Origin of the sequence: Gordonia sp. (in: high G+C Gram-positive bacteria) (assembly GCF_049299075.1) — a bacterium.
GTDB lineage: Bacteria > Actinomycetota > Actinomycetes > Mycobacteriales > Mycobacteriaceae > Gordonia.
In genome coordinates this window covers 1-15304 of sequence record NZ_JBAQWU010000124.1, presented here as the reverse complement: position 1 = coordinate 15304, position 15304 = coordinate 1, and the positions used below count along the sequence as shown (strand labels likewise).

Genomic DNA, 15304 nt, shown 5'->3' with positions numbered 1-15304 from the left:
CCCTCGGGGAGAGGCGCGACACGATGGCCGGCGGAACGAGAACCCGCCGATTCAGTGGTGCGATCCGGTGGCGGGCGCTGAGCGGGGCGCGCCCCGATTCGGTGGTCGAGCCGGACGACGACGGCGCCCGTATCGAAGCCAGACCTACCCGCGTCAGCTCAGCGCACCCGAAACCAGGCGCAGGAGGAGAGCTAGCACCTTGATGGCGTGCGTTTTGTCGAGCGGTTCGTTGCCGTTACCGCACTTGGGCGACTGCACACAGCTGGGACAGCCGGCGGGGCAGGTGCACGACGCCACAGCGTCGTGGGTGGCTTGCATCCAGATCCGGAACGCGTCGTAGCCGCGCTCGGCGAAGCCCGCACCACCGGGATAGCCGTCGTAGACGAACACCGTGGGCAGCGAAGTGCCGGGATGCAGGTTGGTGGACAGACCGCCGATGTCCCAACGGTCGCAGGTGGCTACCAAGCCGAGCATGCCGATGGCGGCGTGTTCGGACGCATGCAATGCGCCGGGGAATGCCTCTGGCGGGACGCCGGCGGACACGAGGGCATCCGGATCGACGGTGTACATCACCGCTTTGGTCTCCAGCACTTCCTCGGGCATATCCAGGGCGACGGAGTCGAGGATCTCCCCTGAGCGCGCCTTACGGAGATAGCCGATCACCTGTTCGGTGACGCGGACTTCGACGAACGCCACCGTGAGCGCGCCGTAGCTTTGCGAATGCAGGGTGCGGAGGATCTCTACTTCGCTGTCTTCCCGTGGAGAGGTGGTCCAGTCCGGTTCCTCGGGGTGGATCAGGGCCAGGGAGTCGTGCAGATCGAGTTCGTCGACGACGAAGCTCTCCCCCTGGTGGAGATACACCGCGCCGGGATGAACACTCCGTTTGGCCCGAGCCGTATCAACCGTGCCGAGCAGTCGGGACGTGGTCGCATCGACGATCAATACCTGTCCGCCCATTCCGCCGCGAATGTCGATATCGGCGTGGGGGTCGATGCCGGGAGCCGGGTACCAGCCGGCCTTGCGTCGGCGGAGCAATCCGTCGTTTGTCAGTTGCGCAACGACGTCCTGCGCGTTGAATAGCTCGATATCGGCTGGGGTGAGCGGGGATTCCATTGCCGCACATAACAAATGAGGACCGAGAATATGCGGATTGGTGGGATCGGTGACGGTCGCCTCGACCGAGCGATCTAGGAGCGCCGCGGGATGGTGCACGAGGTACGTGTCGAGCGGATCGTCGCGGGCGACGAGGACCACGAGTGAACCTTCGCCGCGTCGCCCGGCCCGGCCGGCTTGCTGCCAGAACGACGCCACGGTCCCCGGATAGCCGGCGACGATCACTGCGTCCAGCCCACTGATATCGATGCCGAGTTCGAGCGCATTCGTCGTCGCGACACCGAGGAGGGTGCCCTCGGCGAGGGATCGCTCCAGCTGTCGACGATCGTCAGCTAGGTAGCCAGCGCGGTAGGCGGCCACGCGAGTGGCAAGTTCGGGGGCCGCTTCGGTGAGAAGCTGCTGGGCGCGCAGGGCGGTGATCTCGGTACCGCGGCGGCTCCGGACGAAGCACAGGGTGCGGGCACCCTCGATAACGAAGTCGGCGAGGAGGCGGGCGGCCTCAGCGGCTGCCGGGCGGCGCACCGGCGCCTCGTTCTCGCCGAGCCCACCGTCGAGGAACCCCGGCTCCCAGAGGGCCACGGTGCGCTCCCCGTGCGGTGACGTGTCTTCAGTCACTGCGACCGCGGGCTCCCCGATCAATCGGGACAACGCCTCTGCAGGATTGGACACCGTTGCGCTGGCCCCGATTACCACCGGATCGGCGCCGTAGTGCCGGGCCAGCCGGAGCAGTCGTTGCAGAACGAGCGCGGTATGCGAGCCGAAGACACCGCGGTAGTGGTGGCACTCGTCGACGACGATGTAGGTGAGCTTAGCGAGGAACTGCCGCCACTTGGCGTGGGTCGAGTTGATCCCAATGTGGAGCATGTCCGGATTGGTAAAGATCCACCGTGAGTGCAGTCGTGCCCATTGGCGCAATTCCCGATCGGTGTCGCCGTCGTACATGCAGGGCTGCAGGTGGGCGAAGGCTGGCCGGCCCGCGATCAGTTGCGCTACCGCGCGGAGCTGATCGGTGCCCAGCGCTTTGGTGGGCGAGAGGTACAGCGCTGTCGCATGGGGATCGTGCGCGAAGCGGGTAAGGATCGGCAGTTGGTAGGCGAGCGACTTGCCTGATGCGGTGCCGGTGCACAGGCTGACATGCTGCCCCGCGTGTGCGAGTTCGGCTGCGGCGACCTGGTGCAGCCACGGTGCGGCGATTCCCTGCTCGGTGATCGCGGCGTGCACCTCTGCATCGATCCACTCTGGCCATTCGCCGAATTGTGCTGTGCGAGTGGGGATTACGGCCAGATGAGTCAGGGGGCTGTCGGCGTCGGCAGCCTCACCTGCGAGCGTCCGGCCGAGGAGTTCAGTGCCGTAGGTGCGCAGTTCCATCTCATCCCGCTCGCCAGGCGTCGCCCCAGTCACGACAGCGTCTCCATTCTAGGTGCCTCCCCGGTCTTGGTGCACTGCGCGCGTATCGTTCTCCGGGTGAGCCAGATGTCGTTGTTTTCCGCGGAGACGGACGACGCTGCCATCGACGATCTGGCCGGATTGCTCGCGACGCACGGACAATCGGTCCACACGCAGATCGGGGCCCGCATATCGGTGGTCGTCCCCGAGCTCTGGCGCGCCCAGGCGATCTGCCGTGACATAACGGCGATTGGCATCGCGGCTGAGGTTAGCGAATCTGAAGAAGGCTCCCCGTTGGCGAGGTCAGAAGCCAACCCGCGGCTGACCGCACTGCATCGTCGGTGGTCTTCCGGCGCGGTGAAGTCGGTGCCGGACGGCTGGACGCCGTCCCCCCGCGCGCTTCGACTCTGGGTGCTGGCCGCGGGCCGTCCCGAGGGTATCCACTACGTTTTGGGCCTGGACCCGCATGCGCCGGACACGCATGCGCCGTTGGCGACGTCGCTCATGCGTGTCGGCATGGCGCCCACGTTGGTCGGTGCCCAGGGGCGCCAGCCCGCCTTGCGGATCACCGGACGCAAACGCCGTACGCGCCTATTGGAAACGGTCGGTGCGCCCCCACAGGACCCGACCGCCCGCGCGGCCTGGCCGACGCCATCCTGACCGGACCGGCACTCAAATCACAGGCCGCCAGCCTGGAAGTGCGCGGTTCATAACAAGCCTTTCTCGCCGCCGATGTGCAGAAGACCCCTTATATAAGGTACAACGGCAACGGATAGCGTTTTTCTGACCGAAGGGCACCCGTGGCCGCCACTGACACCGATTCCCCCGCCGTGCGGCGACTCGTCATCGTCGAGTCCCCGACTAAGGCCCGCAAGATTGCGGGCTATCTCGGCGCCAACTACATCGTGGAATCCTCCCGTGGGCACATTCGCGACCTGCCGCGTGGCGCCGCCGATGTGCCCGCGAAGTACAAGGGACAGCCGTGGGCGCGGCTCGGCGTCAACGTCGACGAAGGCTTCGACCCGCTGTACGTCGTCTCCGCGGACAAGAAGTCGACGGTCTCTGAACTCAAGGCGCTCCTGAAGGACGTCGATGAGCTCTACCTCGCCACGGACGGTGACCGCGAGGGGGAGGCCATTGCGTGGCACCTGCTCGAGACGCTGAAGCCGAAGGTGCCGGTCAAGCGGATGGTCTTCCACGAGATCACCGAATCGGCCATCCGAGCCGCCGCCGAAAACCCCCGCGAACTGGACATCGACCTCGTCGACGCCCAGGAGACGCGGCGTATCCTCGACCGCCTGTACGGCTACGAGGTCTCGCCGGTGTTGTGGAAGAAGGTCATGCCAAAGCTGTCGGCCGGCCGCGTGCAGTCGGTCGCGACGCGCATCATCGTCGACCGCGAGCGCGAGCGGATGGCCTTCGTCTCCGCCGACTACTGGGACCTTGCCGCCACCATGGATGCGGGCGCCGACGCCACTCCACGCACCTTCGCCTCGCGCCTGCTGTCGGTCGACGACGCCCGCGTGGCCAGCGGTCGCGACTTCGGCTCGGACGGCAAGCTCAAGAAAGACGACGTGGTCGTTCTCGACTCGGTCAAGGCCAATGCGCTGGTGGCCGGGCTGCAGAACACCCAGCTGACCGTCAGTTCGGTAGAAGAGAAGCCGTACACCCGGCGGCCATACGCGCCGTTCATGACCTCCACACTGCAGCAAGAGGCTGGCCGCAAGCTGCGCTTCTCGTCCGACCGCACCATGCGCACCGCGCAGCGTTTGTACGAGAACGGCTACATCACCTACATGCGTACCGACTCGACCACGCTGAGCGAGTCGGCCATCAACGCCGCCCGCACGCAGGCACGCGAGCTGTACGGGCCGGAGTTTGTGCACGCCACCCCGCGTCAGTACACCCGCAAGGTGAAGAACGCGCAGGAAGCGCACGAGGCGATCCGCCCCGCCGGCGACACCTTCAAAACTCCCGGCCAGCTCGCGTCGGCCCTGAGCGCCGACGAGTTCCGCCTGTACGAGCTGATCTGGCAGCGCACCGTAGCCTCCCAGATGGCCGACGCTAAGGGCACCACGATGAGCTTGCGCATCAGTGGCACCGCATCCACCGGCGAGAACGTGGTGTTCTCGTCATCGGGCCGCACCATCACCTTCCCCGGCTTCCTCTCGGCGTATGTCGAGAGCGTTGAGGATTCGGGCGACTCCAAGGCCGACGACGCCGAGAACCGCCTCCCGAACCTGCGTGAGGGCCAGCAGCTGACCGCGGCGCAGTTGACCGCCGACGGGCACTCGACCAATCCGCCAGCCCGCTACACCGAAGCCTCGCTGGTCAAGATGCTCGAGGAACTCGGGATCGGGCGCCCGTCGACCTACGCGTCGATCATCGGCACCATTCAAGATCGCGGCTACGTGATCAAGAAGGGCAACGCCCTGGTGCCGTCTTGGGTGGCGTTCGCGGTGATCGGGCTGCTCGAAGGCTACTTCAGCAGCCTCGTCGACTACGACTTCACCGCCGCGCTCGAAGACGACCTCGATCTGATCGCCAACGGCGCCGCCGATCGCACCCGCTGGCTCAGCGAGTTCTACTTCGGCCCCGGCGAGGAAGCCAAAGAGGCGGATGCCGCGGCCCATGCGATCGCGCGCCTGGGTGGCCTGAAGAAAATGATCGGTGTCAACCTTGAGGGCATCGACGCCCGCGAGGTGAACTCGATCAAGATCCTCGACGATGCCGAAGGTCGCGCAGTCTTCGTCCGCGTCGGTCGCTACGGACCGTACCTGGAGCGCAATGTGGCCGCCGCGGGTGCCGAACCGGACCTGCAGCGCGCCAACCTGCCGGCGGACATGACCCCGGACGAGCTCACCGTCGAGGTCGCCGAGAAACTGTTCTCGACCCCGCAGGAAGGCCGTGTACTGGGCATTGACCCGGCCACTGGCCACGAGATCGTTGCCAAGGAAGGCCGCTTCGGTCCCTATGTGACGGAGATCCTGCCGTCCGATGACGACGAGGACGACGGCGACAGCGGTGCCCCCGCGACCATTCCGCAGGGCCCCACCCCGCGTGACGGTGGTGAGACGGTGCCGGGTGGCGCGGCCGCTGGCGACGAAGTGGTAGCACTCGACGATGTCCCGGCCGGCTCGGTGGTCACGAAAGCCCCCGCGAAGAAGGCCGCAGCCAAGAAGACTGCAGCCAAGAAAGCTCCGGCGAAGAAGGCTGGACCCAAGCCGCGCACCGGATCACTACTGCGCTCGATGGACATCGCGACCGTCACGCTCGAGGACGCGTTGCGGTTGCTGTCGTTGCCGCGCGTACTGGGTGCCGACCCGGAGAGTGGCGACGAGATTACCGCGCAGAACGGCCGCTACGGCCCGTACCTGAAGAAGGGCACCGATTCGCGGTCACTGGCCAACGAAGAGCAGATGTTCACCGTGACACTCGACGAGGCGCTGAAGATCTACTCCGAGCCTAAACGGCGTGGTCGGGCGGCGGCTGCACCGCCGCTGCGGGAACTCGGTCCGGACGGTGCGACCGGGCAGCCGATGGTGATCAAGGACGGCCGTTTCGGCCCGTACGTGACCGACGGTGAGACCAACGCCAGTCTGCGCAAGGGTGACGATGTTGCCACCATCACCGTGGAACGGGCGATGGAGTTGCTGGCCGAGCGGCGTGCCCGCGGCCCGGCCAAGAAGGCCGCCAAGAAGACGGTGAAAAAGACCGCCGCGAAGAAAACTGCGGCTAAGAAGACTGCGGCTAAGAAAACTGCCGCTAAGAAGACTGCTGCTAAGAAGACGGCGGCTAAGAAGACTGCGGCTAAGAAGACGGCGGCTAAGAAGACAGCTGATTGATAGCTGTCCCTACCGTAACGTCACAGGCCCGGCACCGGCATATACGGACTGCCGGGTCTGTCACGTTACGTCTGGGACATCCTCGGGTTCGGCAATCAACTCCGCAGACACCGGGGATGCCAGGTGGTCTCCGCGGCGCACGACGGCCAGAATGACTGCCTCGGGTGTGCGCCACTCGTGCACCACACTCCGGTACGTCAGCCGCAGACTCAGATATCCGAGCCGGAGCGCTTCGGCGTCCCGGGACCGATCTTTGTGGAACTGCTCCGTGGAATGGTGAAACTGCTCGCCGTCGACCTCGACGATCAACCGGTCGCCAACGAGCAGATCGACGATCCCGACCCCGGGGATGCAGACCTGGCTGCGTACCCGAATGTTCCGGCTCTGCAGGCGGAAGCGCACCATCGTTTCGGTTCCGGCCTGCGACTGCGCCGTCCGATCAAGGAGGCGTTGCACGGCGACCGGTGCTGGCCGGAGCACTGCCTCGATCTCGTCCCGCGACATCAGCCGCAGATTCATGATCGAGTCGAGCAACACCACCAGTTCTTCATCGTTCACACACCGGACGGCATGGGCCAGTGCGGTGGGGACATCGTCGACCGCACAGTCTTCGCTGACTGGACGTCCGTAGCGTCGGCACGGCTTCGGGGGCCCCGCAACGCCGGACTTCTGAGTGTGTGGGCGGGCTCGGGTATGAGTTCGGTGGTGGCCCTCGGGAATCCACACCCCGTGTAGGCGCAGCGCAGAGATGCAGGTGCACACCCCGCCCGCCGCCACCGAGGACACGACGCGTGCATCTGCGGTGGCCGTCTTGTACCAGCCCCGACGGATCGAGAGAAGTGCACCCGCAGCGAGGGCTTTGCGCCGGTCGGTCCGGGTCATCCCGGCTTTCTGCAGATTCCGCCAACTGGCGACGCCGTGGCCAGCGGTGAGCACGGTCGGTATGTCCATGCACCCCAGAATGGCGGCGGCGGGACGAGTCTGGTCAGTCTGCTTGGTCCTGCTCTGTGGATAACCTTCGTCATCCACAGGGATAGATCAGTCGGCGACGACGGCGATCACGTCGGGGGCGATGCGATCCAGATCGGGGCGCGCCAGGAGCGTTTCGATGCCGCGGCCGCGGAGTTCGACGCCCTCGCCAATCTGCCAGTGCTGGGCTTCGTCGTCGCTGGCCAAAAATACTGCACGTGCCGAGCCGAGTACCCGGGTGGGCTCGTCCTTGGCCAGTTCGGTCAGTCTGGCAGCCTCGTTCACCGGGTCGCCGATCACCGTGTACTCCAGCCGCTGTTGGGCGCCGATGTGACCGGCAACAGCCTTGCCTGCCGAGACGCCGATGCCCATATCCACATCGCCGAGGCGGCGAGCCAACTCGACGCGCAGTTCGCGGCCCGCGGCCAGCGCAGCACCGGCGAAGTCGGGCAGGTCCAGCGGGGCGCCGAAGATCGCCAGCGCGGCATCACCCTGGAACTTGTTAACGAAGCCGCCGTGCCGCCCGACCACTTCCACGACCACCTCGAAGAAGTCGTTGAGTAGTTCGACGACATCGCGCGGGGGACGATTCACCGCCAGCCGGGTGGAGCCGACGATGTCGACGAAGAGCACACCGACATAGCGTTCCTCGCCACCGAGCTGAGTGCCGGTCTCAATGGCCCGGCGGGCGACGTCCTCGCCGACATATCGGCCGAAGAGATTCCGCAGTTCCTGGCGTTCGCGGAGGTCGTCGACCATCTCGTTGAAACCCGCCTGCAGCAGACCGATGTCGGAGCCGTCGTAAATCTTCAGCGCGACGTTCAGGTTGCCGGCCCGGATCTGATTGAGCGCCACGCGGAGCTGTTTGATCGGATCGGTGATGGAGCGGACCAGTCGAATGGACGAGAGCATGCCGATCAGGATCGATCCGGTGGCCAGCCAGATGATCGGGCGCTGCAGCTGCTGCGCGCTCGCCTCGATCACGTGGGTGTACTGCATGACGATCATGCCGATAATCAAGATCATCGGCATGATCACCGTGATCAGCCAGAAGACCGCGATGCGAAAACCGATGCCGGGAGCGTTCGCGTTCTCCGGCTCGTTGGCTATTGCCGCCACGCTGATCGGCCGCAGTACCTTCTCGGACCGCTGGAAGCTCAGGACGCACGTCAACAGACCGCCGACCGCGCTAGCCATAGCTACCAGGATTGCGTCCTTGAGTGAGCCGCGCAGATTCAGCAGCGTCAGGAGCACGCCGCCGACGAGCCACAGGCCGGCCGTGACGAAGGTCAGCAGCATTGGCAGGTCGAGCGCACGTTTGCGGGCAGCTGCGTCGTCGCGCCGCGTGCGTCGTCGATGCCAGATCAACACGGGCATGGATAACTTGACCGAGGCCACCGTGCCCGCGATCACCGCCAGCAGCAGGTAGATGACGAAGATGATCTGGTTCTGGGCATCGATCTGGTTCAGGGCGATCGTGTCCGGCGTGGGCATCCCGAACCGCAGGAAACCGAAGGTGAACAACGCCCCGATCAGGTTCGCGCGCAGCAGGTCAAGAACCAGGATCGGCCACGGGGTATGCGACAGCCATCGCACCAAGTGCGTTGTTTTGGCTAACCGCGACCTCTTGACCACGAGTCAACGGTACCGGCGGTGCTTGCAAGAGTTAAACGGTTTGTGCGGAGAGCTTCTGCCTGATCAGCAATTACCCTATGAGATGTGACGAATGTCTTTGACGGGTTGATCGGGCAAGAGGCGTTGGCGGCCGAGCTCATCGCGGCCGCCGGGGCCGCGCGGGGGGCCGCCACCGAGCTCGACCACACCGAATCCGGAGCGGTGTCGATGTTCGGCGACGATGTTCCGGTGGTGGCCGGCTGGTCGGCGATGACGCATGCGTGGCTGTTCACTGGTCCGCCCGGTAGCGGCCGATCGATGGCTGCGACGAGTTTCGCGGCGGCTCTGCAATGCGAGGATCCGGTGACGGTAGGCTGCGGCAAATGCCGGGCGTGCACGACCGTGCTGGCCGGTACGCACGGCGATGTTCGGCATGTCGTACCCGAGGGGCTCTCGATCTCAGTCGCGCAGATTCGTGAGATCGTCCGGGTGGCCGCCCGGCGCCCCAGCACCGGCCGCTGGCAGATCGTGATCGTCGAAGACGCTGACCGGCTGACTGAAAGCGGTGGCAATGCCTTGCTGAAAGCCGTCGAGGAGCCGCCTGCCCGCACCATCTTCCTGCTCTGCGCCCCCTCGGTCTCACCCGACGACATCGCCGTCACCCTGGTATCCCGGTGCCGCCAGATGGGGTTGACCGCGCCGTCTGTCGAGGCGATCACGCGTGTGCTGGTCGACCGCGACGGCATTGAGCCCGACCGCGCAGCGTGGGCGGCCGGAGTGTCCGGCGGGCACGTCGGCCGAGCGAAACGACTGGCGGTCGACGAGAATGCGCGGGAACAGCGCGAACGGGCGCTCTCGTTGGCGCGAGCAGCCGTCCGCGACGGCGAGATGTACGGGGCCGGTGAGCTGCTGGTGACCTCGGCGACACGGATCGCCGAGGAAATCGCTGCCGAGCTGGATGCGCCGGAACTGGCGGAACTGATGACCGCGCTGGGCGCGGGCGGTACCGGAAAAGGCACCGCACGCCCACCCCGCGGCACCACTGGCGTTATCAAAGATCTGGAGAAGCGGCAGAAAGCGCGGCGTACGCGGATGATTCGCGACACCCTCGACCGGGCATTGGTCGATCTCGCGGCGCTGTTCCGCGACGCGCTCGCGCAGTCGCTGCGGGCAAATGTCGCGATGATGCACCCGGATAAGACCGAGTCGCTGACCGGGCCGATGTCCGGATACGCTGCGCCCGAGCGGCTACTGTGCTGCATCGAAGCGGTCCTCGAGTGCCGCGACTCGCTCGAGAAGAACGTGAAGCCCAAGTTTGCGGTCGATGCGCTGATGGTGGAGTTGAGTCGCGCACTCGCCCGCCGGTCCCGCCCGGCCTAAGTGGTGCGGATCTGACTCAACTCGCGTCGGTGTCGGTCGCCTCGGTCTCGTCCTGGTGCGCTAGGGGATCGTCGCCACCGACGCCTTCGAGCACCGTGAGCTCGTTGTCGATCGCCGCCGAAACGGCGTGCGCCGCATCCTTGATCTTGTCGGTGAAGTCAGCCATGCCAGAGAACTCTATAGGTGCACACCGCGGATGCGTCACCAGTCGTCGAGTGAGCTGAACCCGTCTTGCAGGGCGCGTGCCATAAGCGCGGCTTTGCGGTTCGCGGGTCGGCCAACCGCCGCGTACTTGTGGCGGATTCGGGTGATGTGGGTGCTCACCGTCGCCGCGCTGATGAAGAGGACTTGCGCGGCCTCCTCCTTGGATTCGGCGCGCAGCCACGCCAGCAGTACCTCAACTTCGCGGTTCGACAGATCCGGCCGCGCGGACGGGATCGTCCCCGAGGCGTCGTCCTTCAGAATGGTCGCGGATCCGGGTGGCAGGACCGCGCCGGGGTGCACAGCGCGCAGGTGCGCGGGCCGGGCCCCGGCGGCACAGGGGTCGGGCCGAATCGAGTGGTCACGGTCGATGAGCACGACGGCCTCCTGAGCAGGATGGGGGAGCGGTAATCTCATCCTGTCGCGGGCAGGCCGCGAGATTCGCGCTCAATGTCGTCGTACGGCAAGTCGATACGTATGTCGATACGACCACCAGGGGAAACAGTGGGGACGTCAGCATGACCACAACTCTGGGACCCGACTCGGTGTACAGCCGCGAGGACCTTGGGAAAGCGCTCACCGAGCTCCGTCTGATGAGCGATCTGAGTGTTCGCGATGTGGCCGCCGAGGCTGATGCTTTGCTGGGCACCGTTGCCGGATGGTTCGCCGGGCAGCATGCGCCGACCCGGGCCAGTCAGGAAATGTTCGAGCGGGTCCTGCATGTGTGTGGGGTTAGTACGTCGGCTGCGCGCGAAGAATGGTGGGCCGCGGTCGAGCGGACCGGCAAGCGTCGTGGACAGCGGCGCACCCGCAAGGCGTCGCCGTATCGCGGGTTCGAGGCGTTCACTGCCGAGGACAGTCTCCGCTTCTTTGGGCGCGACGACGTGATCGCCCGGATCGTCGAGTTGGTGGTCGCTCGGACCGAAGCTGTGTCGGCGGCTGACATGGCTGACACCGAAGCGGTTCTTGGCTCCGCGGTGGTCGTGGTCGGTGCCTCGGGAGCGGGCAAGTCGTCGTTGGTGCGGGCCGGGCTGGTTGCCCAGACACGCGCGGGCGGAGTGCTCGCTGGCCTGCCGGCCGCCATCATGGTGCCCGGCGAGCAACCGGTGACCGCGCTCGACGAGGCCCTGGTTCAGCTAGCGGCGCAGAACGACGGTGACCTTCCGGCGGTCGAATTGCTGGTGATCGACCAGGCCGAGGAATTGTGGACGCAGAGCTCGCCGACGCAGCGCGCCGCCTTCGTCGATCGGCTCGGTGCGACCCTCGCGGGCCGACGAGTGGTGCTGCTCCTCGCCCTGCGCGCCGACTTCTATGCGCAGGCGACGGAGCTTCCGGGCCTGGCCGACGCGTGTGCGCGAGCGCAGATCGTCGTGCCGCCGATGACCGAAGTCCAGTTGCGGGAGGTGATCGTGCGCCCCGCGGAGGCGGTGGGGGCGCGGGTCGATGACGAACTGGTGCAGTTGCTGCTTGACGATCTGACGCCCGCGGGCACCGGAGGTCGGGTTGATACCGGGGTGCTCCCGCTACTGTCGCATGCGCTGCGCGGCACGTGGGAGGAGTCTGATGCGCGGCGACTCACGGTGGCCGACTACGTGAAGACGGGCCGGATCGGCGGAGCCGTCGAGCAGAGCGCCGAACAGGTGTACGGCGAATTCGGTGCCGACGGGCGGTCCATCGCACGGGACCTGATGTTGGCGATGGTCAACGTCGATGAGGACGCCGTCACGCGCCGGACGCTGGATCTGAATGAACTGACCGGTGAGTCCACGCACCGGGTGCTCGAAGCGTTCGCCGAGGCGCGGCTGCTGACGCTGACAGCCACGTCGGTTCAGGTGACGCATGAAGCTCTGCTGTCCGCGTGGCCGCGGCTGACCGGCTGGATCGACACTGACCGTGAGCGGCTGCTGCTCCAGCGGCGGCTGCGCACGTTGAGTGACTCTTGGGACGCCGACGGCCGACCGGACGACCTGCTGCCCGGTCGGGACCGGCTGGCGCTGTTCGCGCCGCTGGAGGCGGGTAGCCTGGCTGTCGTCGGCGACAGTGTGGGGCGCGAGTTCCTCGACGCTGGCCGCGCGAAGCTGGAGCAACACGAGGCCGCTGAGCGTCGCCGTACCCGCCAGCTTCGCCGGTTCGCTTGGTCGGCGGCCATCTTCGGGCTGGTCGCGGTGCTCGCCGCGGTGGGTGCCGCCATTGCTGGAACCCTTGCCCTACGAGACCGCAACGACGCCGAACGCTCCCGCAACGAGACCCTCAGTCGGCAGCTCGCCGTTCAAGCGAATCAGCTGGCTCCGCGGGATCCGATGCTTGCCGCGCAGCTCGCGATGATCGGCTATCGGACGGCGCCGACGGTGGAGGCGCGCTCTACCCTGATCGACGTCACCCGGGGCGCGCCCGATCGCTACTCCGGTGCCGGCGGAACGCTGCTGCTGGCGCGGGCGGGGTCGCTCCTGGCCGCGGCGAGCAACAGCGGGCAGGTTCGGCTTTTCCGGATCGGGGACCAGGGGATTACCGAGCAGATCGGCGACTTCCGGGCCGCGAACGGCCGCGACGAGCACCTCGGCGGTGTTGCGCTGACACCGGATGGCCGGACGCTGCTGCTCGGCGGGGCCAAGCGGATCCAGACGTGGAACGTCGCCGATCCGGCCGAACCGGTGCGGACTGCCGATGTCCCGGGCGTAGGCGGCGATGCGAACACGCTGGCGATCAGCGCGAACGGGGACTATTTGGCCGCGGCCGAGCTCGGCGCCGGACTGCAAGTGTGGCAGCGTTCGGGTGATACGTGGCGCGCGCTGGTGGTGCCCGCGGATCCGGGCACCGTGTCCGGTGCGGTTGCCTTCAGTCCGGACGGCCGGGCGCTGGCCAGTAGCACTAGGAATCAGCGGATCGACCTCTGGTCGCTCGACGATGATCGACTGACCCCGGTCGCCGACATCGATCTCGGGTGGCGCGACAATCAACTGGCGCAAGCGCTGATCTACAGCCCGGACGGCACGCGACTGTACGCGGGCCTGCGGAGTCGGACGATCTCGGTGTTCGACGTCGTCGATCCTGCCGCCCCGAAGCGGCTGCCCGATCTGGACGGACACCTCAGCTACGTATCGGCGCTTGCATTGTCCGATGACGGTCGTCAACTGGTCAGCAGTGGTGCGGATAACACAGTGCAGGTGCGCCGGCTCGATGCGGGCGACCGCGCGCCGCGTGTCCTGCCGGTTGCGGCGAACTCGTCGTCGGTCCTGATGGTCGGTTCGCATGTGGTCTCGGCTAGTGATGACGGCCGCATCCAGGACTGGCCCCCGGCCGGTAACCGCACCGTCGTCGGGGACAAAACGGTGTACCAGATCCCGTACAGCGCCCAGGCGCGGCGCGTGCTGGCCGCCGATACCGCAGTGGACGGACGCCTCACCCAGTGGGCGGTGAGTCAGGACGCGCTGACGCGTAGCGGTCCGGACTTGGTGCCACCAGCCGGCGTCGTGTTCTCCGGCGCCGTGGTGCTCAGCCCGGACGGGATGACGGCGATGATGGGATCAGTATCGGGCGTCATCTACTTTGCGGACTACAGCAATCCGGCAGCGCCGCGACTGGTAGGCAGCGTACAAGCTGGTGCGGGGCTGAACGAGACGGTCGCCTACAGTCCGGCCACCGCCCTGGCCATCACCGGCGGCACCGATCAACGTGAGCTGACTATTGTGGATGCTTCTGACCTGACGAAGCCGCGTGTAGTCGGCAATTTCGACGCAGGCAGCGGCGTCTGGTGGGCGTCCCTGAGCCCCGACGGGCGACGTGCCGCGGTGGCCACCAACGCCGGTCAGGTGCGGCTGCTGGATCTGAGTGATCCGGCGCACCCGCGCGCCTACCCGTCGCCGCTGACGTTCGACGGCGCCGCATTGGCCGTGCGGTTCTCTGACGACGGCTCGCGGATTGTGGCGACCTCGGAGGACAAGTCCGTTGCCGTCGCCGATGTGAGCGATCCGGAGAACCCGCGCACGGTGGCGACGTTGACCGGCCCGGCCGGGCAACTCTACAGTGCCGCCTTCTCTCCGGACGGGAAACGCATCGTCGCTGGTGGCGGAAACTCGGAGATCTGGGTGTGGTCGGTGGACGAGACCGGGGTTCGGGAGGAAGCCGCGCTGCGCTCGTTCCCCGGCACGGTCTACGACGTACGATTCATCGGCAACGAAGCGATCCTGGCTGCTGGTCAGGGCGGCCTGATCCAGTCGTGGCGACTCGACGTCGCCGACCTGATCGACGAAACCTGCGCGGGTGGCGGCGACCAGATCAGCGAAGCGGAATGGGAGACCTATCTGCCGGGCGTCGACTACCAGCCGGCGTGCTGACCGACCTTTGGCGTTGGTTCGTTGTATCGGCTGGCTAAAAGAGGGTGAGGGCGGGTTCGTCACGTGGAGGTGGTGGCGGGGGCGAAGCCGGCTCCGGTGCACGCCGCGCTAGGCCGTGGCGGGCGACCAAGGGTGCCATTTTCTCGCGGAGACGGGCCGAGTACTCCGGGCGAACATAGCCGCCGCGGCCGTAGAGCGAGCGATAGTGACGGAGCAGGGCCGGGTGCGTCGCGCTGAGCCAGTCGAGAAAGACGTCCCGCGTAGCGCCGCGCAGGTGCAGTGGGAACGCGGTTATGCGTGCGGCGCCGGCCGCGGCAAGGGCGGCCAGGAGGTCGTCGAGTTGCGGCGTGCTGTCGGTCAGATGCGGCACCACGGGCGCGACCAGGACGTGCGGGGCGAAACCCGCGTCGGCCAGTGCGGAGATCAGGTCCAGCCGCTCGCGCGGGGAGGGTGCACCCGGGT

Annotated in this window: 9 protein-coding genes and 1 pseudogene; 4 read left to right on the top strand and 6 right to left on the bottom strand. The window is 66.8% G+C overall.

The window, feature by feature from the left end; translation table 11 throughout:
• Positions 1–153: 153 nt before the first annotated feature.
• A complete protein-coding gene (locus tag WAW85_RS04260; RefSeq protein ID WP_422558403.1) occupies positions 154–2481 on the bottom strand; it encodes a DEAD/DEAH box helicase in 2328 nt (775 codons plus the stop codon).
• A gap of 96 nt (positions 2482–2577) precedes the next feature.
• On the opposite strand from WAW85_RS04260, the gene WAW85_RS04255 reads away from it, so the two are divergent.
• Both WAW85_RS04255 and topA read left to right on the top strand, forming a co-directional pair.
• A complete protein-coding gene (locus WAW85_RS04255) occupies positions 2578–3159 on the top strand; it encodes a hypothetical protein (protein ID WP_422558401.1) in 582 nt (193 codons plus the stop codon).
• 140 nt (positions 3160–3299) lie between these two features.
• Entirely contained in the window at positions 3300–6344 is a 3045-nt protein-coding gene (topA, locus tag WAW85_RS04250; protein ID WP_422558400.1) for a type I DNA topoisomerase, read from the top strand.
• A gap of 60 nt (positions 6345–6404) precedes the next feature.
• Here the strand turns inward: topA and WAW85_RS04245 are convergent, their stop codons facing one another.
• Positions 6405–7295: an endonuclease domain-containing protein gene (locus tag WAW85_RS04245; protein ID WP_422558399.1), complete on the bottom strand. Its 891-nt coding sequence runs from the start codon at positions 7293–7295 to the stop codon at positions 6405–6407.
• Between the two features lie 87 nt (positions 7296–7382).
• A complete protein-coding gene (locus WAW85_RS04240; protein WP_422558398.1) occupies positions 7383–8909 on the bottom strand; it encodes an adenylate/guanylate cyclase domain-containing protein in 1527 nt (508 codons plus the stop codon).
• A gap of 123 nt (positions 8910–9032) precedes the next feature.
• On the opposite strand from WAW85_RS04240, the gene WAW85_RS04235 reads away from it, so the two are divergent.
• Positions 9033–10307, top strand: a complete 1275-nt coding sequence (locus WAW85_RS04235) for a DNA polymerase III subunit delta' (RefSeq protein WP_422558397.1) — start codon at positions 9033–9035, stop codon at positions 10305–10307.
• A gap of 16 nt (positions 10308–10323) precedes the next feature.
• On the opposite strand, the gene WAW85_RS04230 is transcribed toward WAW85_RS04235, so the two are convergent.
• Both WAW85_RS04230 and WAW85_RS04225 read right to left on the bottom strand, forming a co-directional pair.
• The gene (locus WAW85_RS04230) at positions 10324–10473 is read right to left on the bottom strand and encodes a hypothetical protein (protein ID WP_422558396.1); all 150 of its coding nucleotides are present in this window, start codon (positions 10471–10473) and stop codon (positions 10324–10326) included.
• 35 nt (positions 10474–10508) lie between these two features.
• Positions 10509–10793, bottom strand: a complete 285-nt coding sequence (locus tag WAW85_RS04225) for a LuxR C-terminal-related transcriptional regulator (protein ID WP_422558402.1) — start codon at positions 10791–10793, stop codon at positions 10509–10511.
• Between the two features lie 233 nt (positions 10794–11026).
• Between WAW85_RS04225 and WAW85_RS04220 the strand changes: the two genes are divergently transcribed.
• The gene (locus WAW85_RS04220; RefSeq protein ID WP_422558395.1) at positions 11027–14842 is read left to right on the top strand and encodes a hypothetical protein; all 3816 of its coding nucleotides are present in this window, start codon (positions 11027–11029) and stop codon (positions 14840–14842) included.
• A gap of 34 nt (positions 14843–14876) precedes the next feature.
• On the opposite strand, the pseudogene WAW85_RS04215 reads toward WAW85_RS04220, so the two are convergent.
• Positions 14877–15304 (bottom strand): annotated as a pseudogene (locus WAW85_RS04215) (radical SAM protein); the annotation flags it as partial.

What these genes read in the sequence shown, in the direction of transcription:
- WAW85_RS04260 (WP_422558403.1), bottom strand. Translation starts at nt 2,481, where the DNA reads ATGGAACTGCGCACCTACGGCACTGAACTCCTCGGCCGGACGCTCGCA.
- WAW85_RS04245 (WP_422558399.1), bottom strand. Translation starts at nt 7,295, where the DNA reads ATGGACATACCGACCGTGCTCACCGCTGGCCACGGCGTCGCCAGTTGG.
- WAW85_RS04230 (WP_422558396.1), bottom strand. Translation starts at nt 10,473, where the DNA reads ATGGCTGACTTCACCGACAAGATCAAGGATGCGGCGCACGCCGTTTCG.
- WAW85_RS04220 (WP_422558395.1), top strand. Translation starts at nt 11,027, where the DNA reads ATGACCACAACTCTGGGACCCGACTCGGTGTACAGCCGCGAGGACCTT.